Source organism: Antiquaquibacter soli (assembly GCF_030580675.1).
Lineage (GTDB): Bacteria > Actinomycetota > Actinomycetes > Actinomycetales > Microbacteriaceae > Rhodoglobus > Rhodoglobus soli.
On sequence record NZ_JAUQUB010000001.1, the window covers coordinates 515,264 to 533,305 of the forward strand.

The window sequence follows — 18,042 nt, forward strand, 5'->3', positions numbered from 1 at the left end:
GGGGCTGCTAAGCCAGCAGCTCTCGCATCCCCGCATCCAGCTCCGCCACGATCGCGGTCGCCGCTGCGATGCGCGCCGCGCCGTCGCCGTCGCTCGACGACGCGTCGATGTACACCTTGAGCTTCGGTTCGGTGCCGCTCGGCCGCACGATCACCCGAGCGCCCCCCGCGAGGTGGACGCGCAGGATGTCCCCGGGCGGGTATTCCTCGAAGCCATCGATGAAGTCGTCGATGCGCTCGACCGCGATGCCGCCGACCTCGGCCGGGGGAGCCGAGCGCAGCCCCGCCATCATCCGCCCGATGTCCGCGAGGTCGTCGACGCGCAGGGAGATCTGACCAGACGCGAAGCCCCCGAACTTCTCGGCGAACGCCAGGAGGTGCTTCTCTACGGTCGATCCGGTGGCCTTGAGCTCGGAGGCGAGAGCGAGGAAGTCGACGGCGGCCGAGATGCCGTCCTTGTCGAGCACCTTGGCCGGGTCGACGAGGTAGCCGAGGGCCTCCTCGTAGCCGAAGCTCAGGCCCGGTACTCGCGAGATCCACTTGAAGCCCGTGAGCGTGTCTTTGTAGTCCAGTCGGTAGTGCTGGGCGACGGCCCGCAGGCCCGGCGACGAGACGATGGATGCTCCGAGCACGCCGTCGACGCCCGCACGCTCCGCGGCGCGCCACCCCAACAACCAGCCCACCTCGTTGCCGCTGAGCCGCCGCCAGCCCGTCGACGCGGGGATCGCGACCGCGAGACGGTCGGCGTCGGGGTCGTTGGCGATCGCGAGATCGGCCCCGATCTCCGCCGCCTTCGCGAGTACGAGGTCCATGGCACCGGGCTCCTCGGGGTTGGGGAACGCGACCGTCGGGAACGCGGCATCCGGCTCGAGCTGCTCCGGCACGACCGCCGGTTCGCCGAATCCCGCCGCCGCGAAGACGGCTCGTGCGGTCTCCCAACCGACGCCGTGCATGGGCGTGTACGCGAACGTGAGCGGGGCGGGGGAGTTGCCGAGGGATGCCGTGAGCCGCACGTACTCGTCGACGACCGAGTCATCCGCCACGACGAAGTCGGTGGACCGGGGCAGCTCGTCGATCGGGGCGAGCGCCACCTGGTGGATGGCCCGGGCGATGTCGGCGTCCGCGGGCGGCACGATCTGCGAGCCTCGGTCGGCCCCGCCGAGGTACACCTTGTACCCGTTGTCGCGGGCGGGATTGTGTGACGCGGTGACCATGACGCCCGCGCTCGCGTCGAAGTGGCGCACCGCGAACGCGAGCACCGGGGTCGGCAGGTGCCGGGGGAGCAGGGTCGTGCGCACTCCCGCGCCCGCCATGATGACGGCGGTGTCGCGGGCGAAGACCTCGGAGTTCGTGCGGCCGTCGTAGCCGATGACGATGCTCGGGCTCGGCTCGCGCGACAGCAGGTAGGCGGCGAGCCCACCCGCGGCCTGGCTCACGAGGACGCGGTTCATGCGGTTGGGGCCGGGGCCGAGCTCGCCGCGGAGTCCCGCCGTGCCGAACTCGAGGCGCGAGGCGAACCAGTCGGCGAGCTGCGACTGCGCCCCGGCGTCTCCCGCCTCGGCGGCCGCGATCGCGGTCTCGAGCTGCTCGCGGGTGGTGGCATCCGGGTCCTGGGCAGCCCAGCCCTTCTCCACCTCGAACGCGCCTGTCACAACTTCCCCACGATCTCGGCGAGGAGCGCGCTGATGCGCCCTTCGGCTTCGCGGCCGGCCTCGATGACCTCCTCGTGGCTGAGGGGAGTCTTCTGGATGCCCGCAGCGAGGTTCGTGATGAGGGACATCCCGAGGATCTCCATGCCGGCCTGCCGCGCCGCGATCGCCTCGAGCGCCGTGGACATACCGACGATGTGACCGCCGATCGTCTTGGCCATCTGCACCTCGGCGGGGGTCTCGTAGTGCGGCCCCCGGAACTGGCAGTACACGCCCTCGTCGAGGCTCGAGTCGACGGTGCGGGCGAGATCGCGCAGGCGACTCGAGTACAGGTCGGTGAGGTCGATGAATGTCGCGCCCTCGAGCGGCGAGTCGGCGGTGAGGTTGATGTGGTCGCTGATGAGCACGGGCGTACCCGGCTTCCAGTGCTCCTTGATGCCGCCCGCTCCGTTGGTGAGGATCATCGTGGATGCCCCGGCCGCCGCCGCGGTCCGCACCGAGTGCACGACGCGTCGAACGCCGTGCCCCTCGTAGTAGTGCGTTCGGGCCCCGATGACGAGCGCGCGCTTGCCGCTCGGCAGCAGGACCGAGCGCAGCGTCCCAACGTGGCCCTCGAGCGCGGGCTTCGAGAATCCGGTGATCTCCGACGCGGGGATCGTGGCTGTCGTCTCTCCGATGAGGTCCGCCGCCTTGGCCCAGCCCGAACCGAGCGTGAGGGCGATGTCGTGGCGCTCGACACCGGTGCGATCAGCGAGCTCGGAGGCGGCGACTCGAGCGATCTCGAAGGGGTCGACGGCGGGGTCGTCGAGGGGGTGGGGCGTGGTCAACTGCGACATTTCCCCAGCCTAACGATTTGGGTGCGAAACGGAACGGAGCAGTCGCGCTCGTTCGCGCGTTCGGATGCCTCCCCTCGTGATCGTTGACAGCGACTACCTCGACGTCTAGCCGCCCGGTCGCACGTCCCAGGCGTGACACAATTTACGCATGGCCTACGAGTTCGAGCGCAAGCAGCGGATCACGGTACTCGGAGGCGGCCCGGGCGGCTATGAAGCAGCGCTCGCGGGGGCTCAGCTGGGCGCCGAGGTGACACTCGTCGAGCGTGCCGGCGTCGGCGGCTCGGCGGTGTTGACCGACGTGGTCCCCTCGAAGACCCTCATCGCGACGGCGGAGGCGACCAACGCGGTGGGTGAGGCCGCCGACCTGGGCGTCCAGTTCTTCAGCCGCACCGAAGAGGGCCGCGCAGTCCGCCCCGAGATCACCGTGAACCTGGCCGCGGTCAATGCCCGACTCCTGAGGCTCGCGCGCCAGCAGTCCGAGGACATGAAGTCGCAGCTCATCAAGGCGGGCGTCAAGGTCATCACGGGCGAGGGCCGCCTCGACGGTCCGAACCGCGTGGTGGTGTCGACCGGCAAGGGCAAGTCGGCCGTCGACTTCGACGAGTGCGACGCCGACACCATCGTCGTGTCCGTCGGCGCTCGGCCCCGCATCCTCGACACGGCCAAGCCGGACGGCGAGCGCATCCTCACCTGGACTCAGCTCTATGCATTGCAGGAGGTCCCCGAGCACCTCATCGTCGTCGGATCGGGCGTGACCGGTGCGGAGTTCGCTTCGGCGTACCGCGCGCTCGGCGCCGAGGTCACGCTCATCTCCTCGCGCGACCAGGTGCTTCCCGGCGAGGACGCCGATGCGGCCCGCGTCATCGAGGACGTCTTCAAGCGCAACGGGATGACCGTGCTCTCGAAGTCCCGCGCCGACTCCGTCACGCGCACCAAGACCGGAGTGGTGGCGACCCTCTCCGACGGGCGCACCGTCGAGGGATCCCACTGCCTCATGGCCGTCGGGTCGCTGCCCAACACCGAGGACATCGGGCTCCGGGAGGCGGGCGTCCAGCTGACCGAATCCGGTCACATCCGGGTCAACCGAGTCGCGCGCACCTCGGTGCCCTCGATCTACGCGGCGGGTGACTGCTCCGACTTCCTGCCCCTCGCATCCGTCGCTTCGATGCAGGGCCGCACGGCTGTCTTCCACGCGATGGGCGACGCGGTGAACCCCACCGAGCTGCGCAACGTGACGTCCAACATCTTCACCCAGCCGGAGATCGCGACCGTCGGCTGGTCGCAGAAGCAGATCGAGGACGGCATCGCCCAGGGAGACATCTACAAGCTCCCGCTCGCCTCGAACCCGCGCGCCAAGATGATGGGCATCAAGGACGGCTTCGTGAAGCTGTTCGCGCGCACCGGTTCCGGCACCGTCATCGGCGGCGTCATCGTCGCCCCACACGCGTCCGAGCTCATCCTGCCGGTCTCCCTCGCGGTCGAGCACCGCCTCACGGTGGACCAGCTGGCCCGCGCCTTCTCGGTGTACCCGTCGCTGACGGGCAGCATCACGGATGCCGCGCGCGCGATGCACATCGTGAACTAGCGCCACCGTTCCCTCCCGCAAGGGCACACCTCCCTCGCGGCGGCGCGGGTGACACCGCGCGCCATCCACACTCACGCGCGCCCTCGCTGGATCCACAAATTGACCCCGGGCATGGATGGACCGAGCGTCGATTCGGGATGCTTCGACCATGCCGTTCTCCGAGAACCCGCCCTGGCTCCACCGCGTCGTCCTTGCGTCCGCTGCACGTCGGTCGGGCACCTCCTCCCAGCTGTATCGCTCGGCTGCGCGCGGTGCGTACGAGCGACTCGCTGAGGGCGTCTACCTTCCGGCCTCGACGTGGGCGACACTCGGGCCCGACGACCGTTTCCTCGCCCGAATTCATGGCCTTGTGTTATCCGGGAGGGATGATCTTGTCTTCTCGCACACGTCGGCCGCAGCATTGTGGCGACTCCCCATCATCGGGTCGTGGCCCCTGCTACCGGAGGTGACGGTTGGCGCGACCCCTGGCGGTCAGACCAGACGGGCGTACACCTCGCGCAAGTACCCTCTGCCATCGGAGCTCGAGAACATTGACGGAGTACTGGTCACCCCGCTTGCCCGCACGCTCGTGGATGTGGGCCGCACCTCGCCGATGAGCGTAGCTGTCGCGATGGTGGACCGTGTGCTCGCGGCGAAGGATGACTCGGAAGTCGGGGTTCGTGGCATCTGCCTGTCCGAGGCCGTCCTTGCGACGGAAGTGGCGTCGGTCGAGTCGAAACGGGGTATGCGCCGCTGCAGGACCGCGATCGACTTCGCCGACGGGCGGTCCGGCTCGCCGGGGGAGTCGCTCAGCCGTGTGGCCATGCATGTCGCGGGCTTGCCGCGGCCGGAGTTGCAGCATCCGGTCTATGACGGCGAGGGGCTCATCGGGATCACCGATTTCTGGTGGCCAGAGTTCGGGCTGGCCGGGGAGTTCGACGGCCACGGAAAGTACCTCCGGGAGGACCTGCGCGACGGCAGATCACCTGCCGAGGTCGTCATCGCCGAGAAGGTCCGTGAGGACCGCATGCGAGCCACGGGAATAGGGATGGTGCGCTGGGGGTGGTCGGTGGCTCGGTCGATTCCGGCGATCACGGCACACCTGCGCCGCGCCGGACTCCGCTAGAACTGCTCCCCTTAGGGCGCCTCCCCGTTGCACGAGCGTCGAGGAGACCCCGCGCCTGTGCAACTGCGGTGTGCCCTTGCGGGAAAGACCGGACCTAGTCGGTGATCGACAGCAGCACGTGGCCCGAGGAGACCGTGGCGCCGACCGTGGCGTTCACGCCCGTGACGGTGCCGTCCTTGTGGGCGACGATCGGCTGCTCCATCTTCATGGCCTCGAGCACGAGCAGCTGGTCGCCCTTCACGACGACGTCGCCCTCGGCGACGGCGAGCTTGACGATCGTCGCCTGCATCGGCGCGGCTACCGAGTCACCGGTGACGGTTGAGACGGATGACGCGGCACGCCGGCGCGGTGGTGCGGCGAGGGCCGTTCCGCCACCCGTCGACGGCACGAGCTTCGTCGGGAGGGACACCTCGACCCGCTTGCCGTCGACCTCGACGACGACGTTGTGGCGCGCGGCCGCCGGCGCGCTGTCCGGGAGCGACCCGCTCCACGGCTCGATGTCGTTGTCGAACTCGGTCTCGATCCAGCGGGTGTAGACGCCGAAGGGCTCGCCGGTGAACGCAGGGTCGCGCACGATCTTGCGGTGGAAGGGCAGCACCGTGGGCAGGCCGGCGACTTCGAACTCGTCGAGCGCACGGCGGGAGCGCTCGAGCGCGTCCTCGCGCGACGAGCCGGTGACGATCAGCTTCGCGAGGAGGGAGTCGAACGCGCCCGAGATGACGTCGCCCGTGGTGACTCCGCTGTCGACGCGCACGCCGGGGCCACCGGGGAATCGGAGTGCGTTGACCGGTCCGGGGGAGGGGAGGAAGTTCATCCCGGGGTCCTCGCCGTTGATGCGGAACTCGAACGAGTGACCCTGGGGCACCGGGTCGCCGTACTCGATCGCGCCGCCCTCCGCGATGCGGAACTGCTCGCGCACGAGGTCGATGCCGGTGACCTCCTCGGACACCGGGTGCTCCACCTGGAGCCGGGTGTTGACCTCGAGGAACGAGATCGTGCCGTCCTTGGCGACGAGGAATTCGCACGTGCCGGCGCCGACGTAGCCGACCTCCTTGAGGATCGCCTTGGATGCCTCGTAGAGCGCGCGGTTCTGCTCCTCGGTCAGGTACGGCGCCGGCGCCTCCTCGACGAGCTTCTGGTGACGGCGCTGCAGCGAGCAGTCGCGCGTGGAGATGACGACGACGGTGCCGTGACTGTCGGCGAGGCACTGGGTCTCGACGTGACGCGGCTGGTCGAGGTACTTCTCGACGAAGCACTCGCCGCGACCGAACGCCGCGACCGCCTCGCGGGTCGCGGACTCGAAGAGCTCGGGGACCTCGTCGCGCGTGCGGGCGACCTTGAGGCCGCGACCGCCTCCGCCGAAGGCCGCCTTGATGGCGACGGGGAGGCCGTGCTCGTCGACGAACTCGAGCACTTCGTCGGCGCCTGAGACGGGGTTGAGGGTGCCGGGGGCCAGCGGCGCCCCCACCTTCTCGGCGATGTGCCGCGCACTGACCTTGTCGCCGAGCGCCTCGATCGCTGCGGGGGAGGGGCCGATCCAGATGATGCCCGCGTCGATGACGGCCTGGGCGAACTCGGCGTTCTCGGCGAGGAAGCCGTAACCGGGGTGGATCGCGTCGGCGCCGGAGCGCTTGGCGATCGAGAGGATCTTCGGGATGACGAGATAAGTCTCGGCGCTCGTCGTGCCGTCGAGGGAGTAGGCCTCGTCGGCGAGCTTGACGTGCCGGGCATCCCGGTCCTGGTCGGCGTAGATCGCGACGGACGCGATGCCGCTGTCCTTGGCGGCGCGGATGACCCGCACTGCGATCTCCCCGCGGTTGGCGATCAGGACCTTCGTGATGCGAGCCATAGCTCCCTAGCCTAGGGGCGCGCCGTCGACCCGCTGTGGGGGCGCCGGACAAAAACGAGCGGCCGAAGCTGTGGGTGCCTACAAGGACGTCAGTGGGCTGTTCGATTCCACAGCGAGTGCCACGGGATGCCCAGCTCCCGCACCAGTGAGCGGGTGAGCGACACGGACAGGCCGACGACCGCGTGCGGGTCGCCGTCGACGGCCGTGATGTACGCGGAGCCGAGGCTGTCGATCGTGAAGGCGCCCGCGACCTGCAGCGGCTCACCGGTCGCGATGTACGCGTCGAGCTCGTCGTCGTCGATGTCGGCGGCGAAGGTCACGCGCGCGGTCGACACCCCGCCCCGGGCATTTCCGGCGACCCCGCCGCGGTGGTCGATCACCCAGTGCCCCGAGTGCAGGAGCCCGGATGCCCCGCGCATGCCGTCCCACCGCTCGCGGGCCACCTCGGCCCGGTGCGGCTTGCCGTAGATCGCGCCGTCGAGCTCGAACAAGGAGTCGCCGCCGAGGACGATGCCGTCGATGGGCTCGCCGCCGACGAGCGAACCGGCGACGGCCTCGGCTTTCGCCCGCGCGAGCACCTGCACGGCCTCCGCGGCCGGGAGCGGTCCCGCCGCCGCGGCGACGGCGTCCTCGTCGACGTTCGACGGCACGAGAATCGGTTCGATTCCCGCGGCGCGCAGCGTAGCGAGCCGGGCGGGGGAGGTCGACGCGAGGTAGAACCGCAACGGCACTCCTATGCTCGAGAGGTGGGTGAACTACTGGGCCGAGAGCTCGAACTCGACGTTACCAACATCGCGCACGGCGGCGTCGCCGTCGCCCGCCACGAGGGACGGGTGGTGTTCGTCTCCGATGCGATCCCCGGCGAACGGGTGCGCGTTCGGGTCTCGAACGATTCGAAGAAGTCGTTCCTGCGGGCCGACACGCTCGCCGTGGTCGAGCCGAGCCCTCACCGGCAGCCGCACGTGTGGGCAGAGGCGGCAGTCGAGCGCGACCCTGCCGACCGGGCGGGTGGTGCCGAGTTCGGGCACATCGTGCTCGCTCATCAGCGCGAGCTGAAGCGCCAGGTCGTCGCCGACTCGCTCGCGCGCATGGCCCGGATCGAGTCCGCCGTCGAGGTGGAGCCGGTCCCCGCAGAGACCGAGGATGGCACGGGTTGGCGAACTCGGGTGCGGCTGCACGTCGGCCCCGACGGGCGCCCCGGTCCCTTTGCCGCGCGCAGCCACCGTGTCATCCCGGTCTCCTCGCTTCCGCTCGCCGTGGACGAGCTGGCTCAGGCCGCGCCGCTCGCCGAGTCGTTCGCCGGTCACACGTCGGTCGACGTCATCGCCCCGTCGACGGGCGGCGTGCGGCTCGTGGTCGGCGCGCAGAAGCCGTCCACCATCACCGAGGTCGTGGGGGCGCGGGAGTTCCGGCTCGCCGACACGGGGTTCTGGCAGGTGCACCGGGGGGCGGCATCCGTCCTGTCCGCCGCGGTGCAGTCGGCGATCGACGCGGACGCCTTCGACCCGACGGCGATGAATCTCGACCTCTACGGTGGAGTCGGGCTCCTCGCGGCGGCGGTCGCTGACCGGTTCGGCCCGACGACTCGGATCACGAGCGTGGAGAGCGACCCGACGGCCACCGATTTCGCCTCGGAGAACCTCAGCGAGTGGGTCGGCGCCCGCGCCGAGACCGGTCGGGTGGAGCGCTGGATCGCGGCGCTCTCCGCGTCGGCGTCCGCATCGGAGCGGGAACGGCTCGCGCGCGGGACCATCGTGCTCGACCCTCCCCGCTCAGGGGCCGGCCGTGAGGTGGTCGAGTCGATCGCCTCCCTCGACCCGGAGCAGGTCGTCTACGTGGCGTGCGACCCGGTGGCCTTCGCGCGCGACGTTGACTTCTTCGCCTCCCACGGCTACCGGCTGGACGCCGTGCGCGCCTTCGATCTGTTCCCCCACACGCACCATGTCGAGGCGGTCGGAACCCTCCGCCGATCCTGAGTCCACAGGTCGGGGATGTCTCGCCGCCCAGGCGGAGTGCTTGACTACAATTGGGGAGAGCTACGAGACAGGATGCCCATGGCCCAACAGGCAGCCACCCAGGCCGACAACCCGATCGGGTCGTCGACGGTGCGTGTCGCGGTCGTCGACGACCACGAATCCGTGCGCCTCGGTCTCAAGGCCGCGTTCCTCGATGAGGGCTACGACTTCGTGCTGGCCGCCCCCACCGTCCAGGAGCTCATCGACGGGCTCGGAGCGAAGCGCGTCGACGTCGTCGTCCTCGACCTCTCCCTCGGCGACGGTTCGACGGTGACCGACAACGTCAAGCGGGTACAAGCCACCGGAGCGGCCGTGCTCGTGCACTCGATCGCCGACCGAGTGGCCAGTGTCCGCGAGGCCCTCGCCGCGGGAGCGGCGGGAGTCATCCCCAAGTCGTCGGCGACCAAGACCGTTCTCGCGGCGGCCGCTACGGTCGCTCGCGGCGAGGTTCTCAACAACCTCGAGTGGGCGACCGCCATCGACGCGGACCGCGACTTCGCGAAGGCCCAGCTCGGCCGTCGCGAGCGCGAGATCCTGCACCTGTACGCCTCCGGCCTTCCGCTCAAGCTCGCAGCGCAGCAGCTGGGCATCGGGTTCTCCACCGCACGCGAGTACCTCGACCGCATCCGTGCCAAGTATGTGGAGGTAGGCCGGCCAGCGCCCACCAAGGTGGACCTGCTGCGCCGTGCCGTGGAGGACGGGATCCTGCCTGGTCTCGATCCGGATGGCGGAGATGGTCGCTAGGGCGACCGCGATCCCCGCCGTTCCGCAGGGCAAGCAGCCCAGGAACCCGATCAGCCGCAAGCAGGTCGAGAATGTCATCTCGCGCTCTGTCGCGGTGTTCGGCATCGTTTTCGGCGCCCAGACGATCCCGTGGCTGCTCGGCCAGCTCGACGAGGCTTACCCGGTGTGGCTGTGGGTGGTCGTTCCCGCCCTGTTCGGCACCCTGGTCGTCGTGCTCGTGCTCTCGTTCGCGAAGGTGTGGGTCAGGCAGGCGCACAGCACGTTCGCCATCATCTTCCTCATCGCCCTCGTGAGTTGGCCCTTCACGATCGCCCCCGGGGCAGAGGTCTACACCGGTCCCCACTGGCTGTACTACTTGATCACCGTGGCGACAGCGATGGCGTCGATCGGCTTCAACACCGTGTTCGGCACCATCTACTTGTTCCTCGCCCCGCTCGTCTACCTCGTGATCCGGGCATCGCCCGCCGGGGGCAGCGCGGGGTGGCAGCTCGCGACCCTCGAGTCCGTCTACTCGATCATCCTGGGCGGTGCCGTGATGATCATCGTCACGATGCTCCGCCAGGCGGCGTCGTCGGTCGACAACGCGCAGGCAACCGCGCTCGACCGGTACGGCCACGCGGTGCGCCAGCATGCGACCGAGGTCGAGCGCGTGCAAGTGGACTCGATCGTGCACGACAGCGTGCTTACGACCTTGCTTTCAGCAGCGCGGGCATACACGCCGCAGGCGAAGGAGCTCGCCGCCGTCATGGCGGGCAACGCGATCGGCCACCTGCGGGATGCGGCGGCGGCATCCCCCGACGACGGAACGATGGTGCGGTTCACGACGCTCGTCGACCGGATCACGGATGCCGCGGCCGCCCTCTCGAGCCCCTACGAGATCCGCGTCCGCAGCGTCGGCACTCGATCGCTTCCCGTCCACGCCGCCGAGACCCTGTACTCCGCGGCGGTCCAGGCGATGGTCAACAGCCTCCAACACGCCGGCGAGTCGGGTGTGTCGAGGTGGGTGGCGATTCGAGGGATCCGACCCGACGGGATCGAAATCGTGGTCGGCGATACGGGTAGCGGGTTCCTTTTCTCCGAGATTCCCACGGAGCGACTCGGCGTTCGCGTCTCGATTGTGGAGCGGGTCGCGAACGCGGGCGGGCGCGCGGTCATCCAATCCGCACCGGGGGAGGGCACGATCGTGAGCATCCGCTGGCCGCACGGGTCCGGAACCTCTGACAACGGCGTCCCCAGCGAAGTCCTTCAAGTGCTGGAGCCGGGCGACGGGGGTGCGCGATGAGCATCGGAGTACCCCGGTATCTGATCGTCGGCATGGCGGCGCTGTTCTCCACGTACCACCTCATCCTCGCGCTCTACACGATCGATGTGCCGCGCAATCCCGTGCCTGTCTTCGTAGCGATGGCCCTCTACGCGATCGCGACGATCATCAGCCTGCTCCCGGTCGGTCCCACCCGCATGCCGGTGTGGATGGCGGCGTTCAACTTCGCGATCGTCGTGGCCATCACATTCCTCGTCTCAAATGAGCTGGATTTCTCCGACCCGGGGCGAGTCGGCTACTCGAGCTGGTACGTGGCGGCGAGCGGCACGCTCCTCACCATCACGTCGACGCGCCAAAGGCACACGTTCGCGTGGCTCGGCATCGGGTTCCTCGTGGTGCAGAGCGCTGCGGTCGTGGGTCCGGGGCTGTTCGCCCTCGGCATCACCGGGTGCGTCACGTGGGTGGCCGTCTCGCACGTGCTGAGCAGCGCCCTCGCGAAGGCGTCGAAGGATGCCCACCGCTTCGCCCTCGCGGAGCGCGAGGCGACCGACTGGCAGGCCGCCCAGGAGGCGCACGTCTATGAGAGGCAGTTCCGCCTCGGTCAGACGAGCGCGATGGCGCTCTCGATGCTGCGCACGATCCAAGAGTCCGGCGGCGACCTCACGGAGGAGCAACGCCTCGAGTGCCTGCATCTCGAAGGAGCGATCCGCGACGAGATCCGGGGCAGGAAGCTGCTCAACGACGCCGTTCGCGAGGAGGTCATGAACGCGCGTCGCCGGGGCGCTACGGTCACCCTGCTCGACGAGGGCGGAATCGACGACCTCTCCGACGACAACCTGGAGCGCGTGCTCAACCGGCTCGCCCTCGCCATCCACGAGACGACGGCCGACAAGGTCATCGCCCGGACTGTGCCCGAGGGGTCCGATATCGCGGTGACCGTCGTCGGTCTGCGTACGGTAGACGACGACGCCCTGGCTCTCGGCCAGGATTCCCTCGAGGATGACGAGGTCGATCTCTGGCTCGAGATCCCGCGCACCGTCTGAGCGGCCCGGTGACGGCGGCCCGAGCGCGAGCGGCGGGTTAGATCAGCCGAGGACCGGAGAGTAATCTCATCCGGTCCTCGAAACTGACTCGGGTCAGGGCGATAACCCGAATATCGCCCTGACCCGCCCCCAAGACATTGGACCGCTTACCCTAGTCGTCCAATGCAAGGCGGTGTACTCAGTGAGACACCTAGCACTATCTATAGTGCCCCCTTTGTGTGGGGGACGCTAGTCATCACTTTGGGGGACACCGGATTGTCCCCCGTTTCCTCGAGGGTCAATATACCGGGCCAGTTGCGGTGCCTCGGACCTTGACTGCCGTATTTTCGGGGTACACCCGGCGGTGGGCAGACGAATCCGTCTGCGTGCGGGGGCCAGAACGGTCTGTTTCAGCCGTCGGGGGTGCGGATTCAGTGGTCGAATATGCGGCAGGGCGAACGCAACCGTGTGCGGGGTGCCACACGACCGCCGTGATCGCTCTAGAACGCCCTCCAGGCACCCGGTGCGGGGCTCAGCGGCTGCCTCAGCGACCGGCGGCTGCGCATCCAGGCCGACTCGGCCGCGGGCTCGGCGCTCTGTGCGTCCGCGAGCTCCTCGAGGGTCGCGGAAACGACCGCGGTCACTGCGGCGATTTCCAGCGCCGTCGCGCCCTTCGACACAACCCGGATCTCCGGCGGCGTCTGCTCGGTCACAGGGGGATGTTCCCGTGCTTCTTCGGCGGGAGGCTCGCGCGCTTCGTGCGCAGCGCACGCAGAGCCTTGATCACCGCGACGCGGGTCGCCGCCGGCTCGATCACTCCGTCGAGCTCCCCGCGCTCCGCCGCGAGGAACGGGGATGCGACGTTGTAGGTGTATTCGTTGGCGAGGCGGGTGCGTACCGCCGCGACATCCTCGCCCGCCTCCTCGGCAGCCTTGATCTCGCCGCGGTAGAGGATGTTGACCGCACCCTGGCCGCCCATCACCGCGATCTCCGCGGTCGGCCACGCGTAGTTGAGGTCGGCCCCCATCTGCTTCGAGCCCATGACGATGTAGGCGCCGCCGTAGGCCTTGCGCGTGATGACCGTCACGAGCGGGACGGTCGCTTCGGCGTAGGCGTAGAGGAGTTTCGCACCGCGACGGATGACTCCCGTCCACTCCTGGTCGGTGCCGGGCAGGTAGCCCGGGACGTCGACGAGAGTGAGAATGGGGATCGAGAACGCGTCACAGAAACGGAGGAAGCGGGCCGCCTTCTCACCGGCGTCGATGTTGAGAGTGCCCGCCATCGACTGCGGCTGGTTGGCGATGACGCCGACCGTGCGGCCCTCGACTCGCCCGAAGCCCACGACGATGTTCGGGGCGAAGAGCGGCTGGGTCTCGAGGAAGTCGCCGTTGTCGACGATGTGCTCGATGATGCTCGTCACGTCGTACGGCTGGTTGGGCGAGTCGGGCACGATCGTGTTGAGCTTGCGGTCCTCATCGGTGATCTCGAGTTCGATCTCGCTGTCGTACACCGGCGGGTCCGACAGGTTGTTGTCGGGCAGGAAGCTGATGAGCGTGCGGGCGTAGTCGAGGGCGTCGTCCTCGTCGCTGGCCAGGTAGTGCGCTACCCCGGAAACCTTGTTGTGGGTGAGTGCGCCGCCGAGTTCCTCCATGCCGACGTCCTCGCCGGTGACTGTCTTGATCACGTCGGGACCGGTGACGAACATCTGGCTCGATTTGTCGACCATGATCACGAAGTCGGTGAGAGCGGGGGAGTACACGGCACCGCCCGCGGCCGGGCCCATGATGATCGAGATCTGCGGGATCACCCCCGACGCCTGGGTGTTTCGGCGGAAGATCTCGCCGTACTTGCCGAGCGCGACGACGCCCTCCTGGATTCGCGCGCCACCCGAGTCGAGCAGGCCGATGATGGGAACGCCGGTCTTGATGGCGTGGTCCATGACCTTGATGATCTTCTCGCCGGCCACCTCGCCGAGCGAGCCGCCGAAGATCGTGAAGTCCTGGGAGTACACCGCGACCTGGCGTCCGTGGATCGTGCCGAGACCCGTCACGACGGCGTCGCCGTAGGGGCGCTTGTTCTCCATGCCGAAGGCGTGGGTGCGGTGCCGCACGAACTCGTCGAGCTCGACGAACGATCCGTGGTCGAGGAGCGCCTCGATGCGCTCGCGAGCGGTCTTCTTGCCCTTCGCGTGCTGCTTCTCGATCGCGGCCTGGCCGCTCGCGGTGACGGCTTCGTGGTACCGCGCCTTGAGGTCGGCGATCCGGCCGGCAGTCGTGGAGAGGTCGGGCGAGTGCGTGGAGTCGGTCACGCCTGCCACTTTACCCACCGCCCCGCCGTCGCTCCTCGTGCACATCTACAGGGCTGCCGCCGTTTTATTGGTCGCTGGCCTAGGTTGGCAGCATGATCCTGACCGAGTCGGAGCTCACCGCTCCCGTCGAGCTCGTCACCGCCGACGGCCTACTCAACCCCGCGGCCGTGGGCTTCACCCGCACCCCGTTCCACGACACCTCCGGGGTGGGAGCCCGCACGGGCTGGGGCCGCAACAAGCGCTGGGAGTACTGGGGCGTCGTCGGCCCCGACTTCCTCGTCGGGCTGACGGTGGCATCCGTCGACTACGCCGCGGTGAGCGAGGTGTGGGTCTTCGAGCGCGCGACCGGTCGAGAGTGGGGCCGGTCGGGCATCCGCCCCTTCGGCCGCGGGGTGGAGCTGCCGCCGAGCCTCGGCGACGGACCGGCGAGAGCGCGAGCCGCGGGGCTGGAGATCGACATCGAGGATGCTGCGGACGGCTCCTCCCGCCTGCGGGCCGCCATCGCGGGCGCCGCCGTGGACATCCTGGTGCCGCTGCCCGCCGGACACGAACGCCTCGGCGTCGTCGTGCCCTGGAGCGATCGCACGTTCCAGTACACCGTGAAGGATGTCGCGCGGCCGGCGAGCGGCTCGATCGAGGTGGACGGGGTACGGCATGAGCTCGCGGCGGGCGAGAACTGGGCAATCCTCGACCACGGTCGCGGCCGCTGGCCCTACGACGTGGAGTGGAACTGGGCTGCGGCGAGCGGCCGGAGCGATGGCCGCACGATCGGCCTCCAGCTCGGCTCCCGCTGGACCCACGGAACGGGAGCGACCGAGAACGCCCTCGTCGTCGACGGGCGCCTCACCAAGAACAGTGAAGAGCTCCGCTGGGACTACGACCCCTCGGCGTGGCTCGAGCCGTGGACCATCCGAGGGGAGACGGCGGACATCGTCTTCACGCCCTTCCACGACAAGGCCTCCCGCACCCGGCTGGGCGTGATCAGCACGAGGACGGACCAGTGCTTCGGCACCTTCGCCGGCTGGATGCTCGACGAGCACGGGATGCGCGTGCCCTTCCGTGATCTCCTCGGCTGGGCGGAGGACGTGCACAACCGCTGGTGAGTAGCCTGGGGGGCGTGCGCGTCCAGTGGCTTCCCGAGATCGACTCCACCAATCGCGAACTCGTGCGGCTCGCCGCGCTGGGGGGCGTCGAGCACCTGACGGCGCTCGCGACGACCAACCAGACGGCCGGTCGAGGCCGCCTCGGTCGCACGTGGACGGCCCCGGCCGGCACCACGATCGCCGTGTCCGTCTTCATCGCGGGCGGGCCGGATGCCCCCGCCTTCGCCACCCGGATGGCGTGGCTCCCCCTCGCCGCGGGGCTCGCCATGACCCGGACGGTGCGGTCCCTGCTGCCGGGGCGACCCGTGTCCCTCAAGTGGCCGAACGACGTGCAGGTCGACGGACTCAAGGTGTCCGGCATCCTCGGCGAGATCGTGCCCGCGGCGGGCGCGGTGCTCGGCGCGGGCCTCAACCTCACGATGTCGCGGGAGCAGCTCCCGGTCGCGACCGCCACCTCACTCACCCTCGAGGGTGCCGGACCCGAGGACCTCGTCGAGCGTGCCGCGTCCGCCTACCTCTCCGAGCTCGAGTCCGCGTGGCGCGCGTTCGAGGAGGCCGGCTTCGACCCCGAAGCCGGCCTCCGGGCATCCGTCTCGGCCGTCTGCGGCACGATCGGCCGGGACGTCAGGGTGGAACTGCCCGACGGGTCGGAACTGTTCGGCGTGGCCGAGGCGATCGACGCCGAGGGACGACTCGTCGTCGGCGACGAGTCCGGCCGTCGCGCGGTTGCGGCCGGGGATGTCACGCACTTGAGGCACCGGTGAGCGTCCTGCCCTCCGCCGAACCCGAGCGGGTCCTCGCGAGGGTCCATTCGCACGCCCGCGCGATGGTGCTGCCGAGCCTGTTCCTCCTGGCGGTGTGCGCCGGTCTCGGTTACATCGGCGGCAGACTGCCGGAGGCGTGGCAGAACCTCGCGGTACTCGGTCTCGCCGCGCTCCTCGTCGTGGTCGGCTGGCTGGTTCCCCTCGTGCGCTGGCTCGCGCGCACCGTCACGATCACGAGCCGCCGCGCGGTGCTGCGCAGCGGAGTAGTCGTGCGCACGCGCCAGGAGGTGCTGCACAGTCGCATCTACGAGGTGACGGTTCGCAAGTCCGCGATGCAGTCCCTCGTGGGCAGCGGCGACGTTCTTCTCGGCGTCGGCGCCGGCCGCCCCGTCGTGCTGCGGGACATCCCCTCACCGGACCTCGTCGCCGACGCTCTGCACGAGCTCATGGACGCCACCCGACCGACCGGAGACGTTAACCGGTTCGGATAGGGTTGTGCGGTGAGAATCTCGGTCATCGGTTGCGGTTACCTGGGCGCCGTGCACGCGGCATGCATGGCGGAATTGGGCCACGAGGTCGTCGGCGTCGACGTGGACGAGAACAAGATCGCCCAGCTGTCCGCGGGGCGCGCCCCCTTCTTCGAGCCCGGCCTTCCCGAAGTGCTCGATCGCGCCATAGCCAGCGGTCGGCTGCGGTTCACGACCGACATCGCCGAGGCCGCCGGGGCATCCGTGCACTTCGTCGCCGTCGGCACCCCCCAGGTTGTCGGCAGCGACGCCGCCGACCTCCGATTCGTGGACGCCTCGTTCTCCGCGCTGGCCGCCCACCTCGCCCCCGGCGACCTCGTCGTGGGGAAGTCGACCGTACCGGTCGGCACCGCGGCGCGCCTCTCGGAGCTCGTCGAGGCCACCGGCGCGAGCCTCGCGTGGAACCCCGAGTTCCTCAGGGAGGGCTTCGCCGTCGGCGACACCCTGAGCCCGGACCGCCTCGTCTACGGAGTGCGCGCCGGGGATGACGCGGCCGTCGCCGCGCTCGACGAGGTGTACAGCGCCGCGCTCGCCGCCGGCACCCCCCGACTCGTCACGGACTACGCGACGGCGGAGCTCGTCAAGGTCGCCGCCAACGCCTTCCTCGCGACCAAGATCTCGTTCATCAACGCCATGGCCGAGGTCGCCGAGGCGACGGGCGCCGATGTGACCCAGCTCGCAGACGCGATCGGTCACGACGCCAGGATCGGTCGGCGCTTCCTCAACTCCGGCCTGGGCTTCGGCGGTGGCTGCCTCCCGAAGGACATCCGCGCGTTCATGGCTCGCGGCGACGAGCTCGGGGTGGGAGAGTCCTTGGCGTTCCTCCGCGAAGTGGACGCCATCAACCTGCGCCGCCGCACGCGAGTGGTCGACCTTGTGGCCGCTGCGCTCGACGGGGATGTCGCCGGTCGTCGGATTGCGGCGCTCGGCCTCGCCTTCAAGCCCGACTCCGACGACGTCCGTGACTCGCCCGCTCTCGAGGTCGTGCAGCGTCTCACCGAGCTCGGTGCCGCCGTGGTCGCGACGGATCCCGAGGCCATTGAGACGGCGCGGCGCTCGAAGCCCGACGTCCACTACGCGCCCACGGTGGAGGAGGCGGTCGACGGGGCCGAGTGCATCGTCGTGCTGACCGAGTGGCGCGAGTACCGCGAATTCACCCCGGAGAGCCTCGGACGGATCACGACGGCGCGACGTATCGTTGACGCCCGGAACTGCCTCGATCCGAAGCAGTGGCGTGATGCGGGGTGGACCTACAGCGCCCCCGGTCGTCCCTGA

Annotated in this window: 16 protein-coding genes; 10 read left to right on the top strand and 6 right to left on the bottom strand. The window is 69.6% G+C overall.

Annotated elements, in window-relative coordinates; all coding sequences use genetic code 11:
- Positions 1-7: 7 nt before the first annotated feature.
- Entirely contained in the window at positions 8-1,651 is a 1,644-nt protein-coding gene (locus Q5716_RS02495) for a phospho-sugar mutase (RefSeq protein ID WP_305001505.1), read from the bottom strand.
- Positions 1,648-2,484 carry a purine-nucleoside phosphorylase gene (locus Q5716_RS02500; RefSeq protein WP_305001506.1) on the bottom strand — a complete coding sequence of 279 codons (837 nt, stop codon included), beginning with the start codon at positions 2,482-2,484 and terminating at the stop codon, positions 1,648-1,650. The genes Q5716_RS02495 and Q5716_RS02500 overlap by 4 nt, the downstream gene beginning before the upstream one ends.
- A gap of 148 nt (positions 2,485-2,632) precedes the next feature.
- Here Q5716_RS02500 and Q5716_RS02505 point away from each other — a divergent pair, with 148 nt between their 5' ends.
- Positions 2,633-4,069, top strand: coding sequence for an NAD(P)H-quinone dehydrogenase (locus Q5716_RS02505; protein ID WP_305001507.1), 1,437 nt, complete (start codon positions 2,633-2,635; stop codon positions 4,067-4,069).
- 148 nt (positions 4,070-4,217) lie between these two features.
- Entirely contained in the window at positions 4,218-5,174 is a 957-nt protein-coding gene (locus tag Q5716_RS02510; protein WP_305001508.1) for a hypothetical protein, read from the top strand.
- A gap of 94 nt (positions 5,175-5,268) precedes the next feature.
- Here Q5716_RS02510 and Q5716_RS02515 read toward each other — a convergent pair whose 3' ends face one another.
- Positions 5,269-7,023: an acetyl/propionyl/methylcrotonyl-CoA carboxylase subunit alpha gene (locus Q5716_RS02515; protein ID WP_305001509.1), complete on the bottom strand. Its 1,755-nt coding sequence runs from the start codon at positions 7,021-7,023 to the stop codon at positions 5,269-5,271.
- Between the two features lie 89 nt (positions 7,024-7,112).
- The gene (locus tag Q5716_RS02520) at positions 7,113-7,748 is read right to left on the bottom strand and encodes a Maf family protein (RefSeq protein ID WP_434056603.1); all 636 of its coding nucleotides are present in this window, start codon (positions 7,746-7,748) and stop codon (positions 7,113-7,115) included.
- A gap of 21 nt (positions 7,749-7,769) precedes the next feature.
- Here Q5716_RS02520 and Q5716_RS02525 point away from each other — a divergent pair, with 21 nt between their 5' ends.
- The 4 genes from Q5716_RS02525 to Q5716_RS02540 all read left to right on the top strand — a co-directional run bounded on the left by Q5716_RS02525 (position 7,770) and on the right by Q5716_RS02540 (position 12,086).
- Entirely contained in the window at positions 7,770-8,999 is a 1,230-nt protein-coding gene (locus Q5716_RS02525) for a class I SAM-dependent RNA methyltransferase (RefSeq protein WP_305001511.1), read from the top strand.
- A 78-nt stretch (positions 9,000-9,077) separates the two neighbouring features.
- Complete coding sequence (locus Q5716_RS02530; RefSeq protein ID WP_305001512.1) at positions 9,078-9,782, top strand: response regulator transcription factor; 705 nt, start codon at positions 9,078-9,080, stop codon at positions 9,780-9,782.
- Positions 9,772-11,064 (top strand): sensor histidine kinase, encoded by a 1,293-nt coding sequence (locus tag Q5716_RS02535; protein ID WP_305001513.1) that lies wholly within the window; start codon positions 9,772-9,774, stop codon positions 11,062-11,064. The genes Q5716_RS02530 and Q5716_RS02535 overlap by 11 nt, the downstream gene beginning before the upstream one ends.
- Positions 11,061-12,086 carry a DUF8320 family protein gene (locus Q5716_RS02540; RefSeq protein WP_305001514.1) on the top strand — a complete coding sequence of 342 codons (1,026 nt, stop codon included), beginning with the start codon at positions 11,061-11,063 and terminating at the stop codon, positions 12,084-12,086. The genes Q5716_RS02535 and Q5716_RS02540 overlap by 4 nt, the downstream gene beginning before the upstream one ends.
- A gap of 479 nt (positions 12,087-12,565) precedes the next feature.
- Here the strand turns inward: Q5716_RS02540 and Q5716_RS02545 are convergent, their stop codons facing one another.
- Both Q5716_RS02545 and Q5716_RS02550 read right to left on the bottom strand, forming a co-directional pair.
- Positions 12,566-12,778 (bottom strand): acyl-CoA carboxylase subunit epsilon, encoded by a 213-nt coding sequence (locus Q5716_RS02545; RefSeq protein ID WP_305001515.1) that lies wholly within the window; start codon positions 12,776-12,778, stop codon positions 12,566-12,568.
- On the bottom strand, positions 12,775-14,373 hold the full coding sequence (locus tag Q5716_RS02550; RefSeq protein ID WP_305001516.1) for an acyl-CoA carboxylase subunit beta: 1,599 nt from the start codon (positions 14,371-14,373) through the stop codon (positions 12,775-12,777). The genes Q5716_RS02545 and Q5716_RS02550 overlap by 4 nt, the downstream gene beginning before the upstream one ends.
- 92 nt (positions 14,374-14,465) lie before the next feature.
- Here Q5716_RS02550 and Q5716_RS02555 point away from each other — a divergent pair, with 92 nt between their 5' ends.
- From Q5716_RS02555 to Q5716_RS02570, 4 genes are read left to right on the top strand one after another with little or no spacing between them, the layout of a single operon-like run.
- Complete coding sequence (locus Q5716_RS02555) at positions 14,466-15,476, top strand: DUF2804 domain-containing protein (protein WP_305001517.1); 1,011 nt, start codon at positions 14,466-14,468, stop codon at positions 15,474-15,476.
- 14 nt (positions 15,477-15,490) lie between these two features.
- Positions 15,491-16,240 carry a biotin--[acetyl-CoA-carboxylase] ligase gene (locus Q5716_RS02560; RefSeq protein WP_305001518.1) on the top strand — a complete coding sequence of 250 codons (750 nt, stop codon included), beginning with the start codon at positions 15,491-15,493 and terminating at the stop codon, positions 16,238-16,240.
- Positions 16,237-16,731, top strand: coding sequence for a PH domain-containing protein (locus Q5716_RS02565; RefSeq protein WP_305001519.1), 495 nt, complete (start codon positions 16,237-16,239; stop codon positions 16,729-16,731). Before Q5716_RS02560 ends, Q5716_RS02565 begins: the two co-directional genes overlap by 4 nt.
- A 9-nt stretch (positions 16,732-16,740) precedes the next feature.
- Entirely contained in the window at positions 16,741-18,042 is a 1,302-nt protein-coding gene (locus Q5716_RS02570) for a UDP-glucose dehydrogenase family protein (protein ID WP_305001520.1), read from the top strand.

What these genes read in the sequence shown, in the direction of transcription:
- Q5716_RS02515 (WP_305001509.1), bottom strand. Translation starts at nt 7,023, where the DNA reads ATGGCTCGCATCACGAAGGTCCTGATCGCCAACCGCGGGGAGATCGCA.
- Q5716_RS02500 (WP_305001506.1), bottom strand. Translation starts at nt 2,484, where the DNA reads ATGTCGCAGTTGACCACGCCCCACCCCCTCGACGACCCCGCCGTCGAC.
- Q5716_RS02540 (WP_305001514.1), top strand. Translation starts at nt 11,061, where the DNA reads ATGAGCATCGGAGTACCCCGGTATCTGATCGTCGGCATGGCGGCGCTG.
- Q5716_RS02505 (WP_305001507.1), top strand. Translation starts at nt 2,633, where the DNA reads ATGGCCTACGAGTTCGAGCGCAAGCAGCGGATCACGGTACTCGGAGGC.
- Q5716_RS02530 (WP_305001512.1), top strand. Translation starts at nt 9,078, where the DNA reads ATGGCCCAACAGGCAGCCACCCAGGCCGACAACCCGATCGGGTCGTCG.
- Q5716_RS02535 (WP_305001513.1), top strand. Translation starts at nt 9,772, where the DNA reads ATGGTCGCTAGGGCGACCGCGATCCCCGCCGTTCCGCAGGGCAAGCAG.
- Q5716_RS02555 (WP_305001517.1), top strand. Translation starts at nt 14,466, where the DNA reads ATGATCCTGACCGAGTCGGAGCTCACCGCTCCCGTCGAGCTCGTCACC.
- Q5716_RS02510 (WP_305001508.1), top strand. Translation starts at nt 4,218, where the DNA reads ATGCCGTTCTCCGAGAACCCGCCCTGGCTCCACCGCGTCGTCCTTGCG.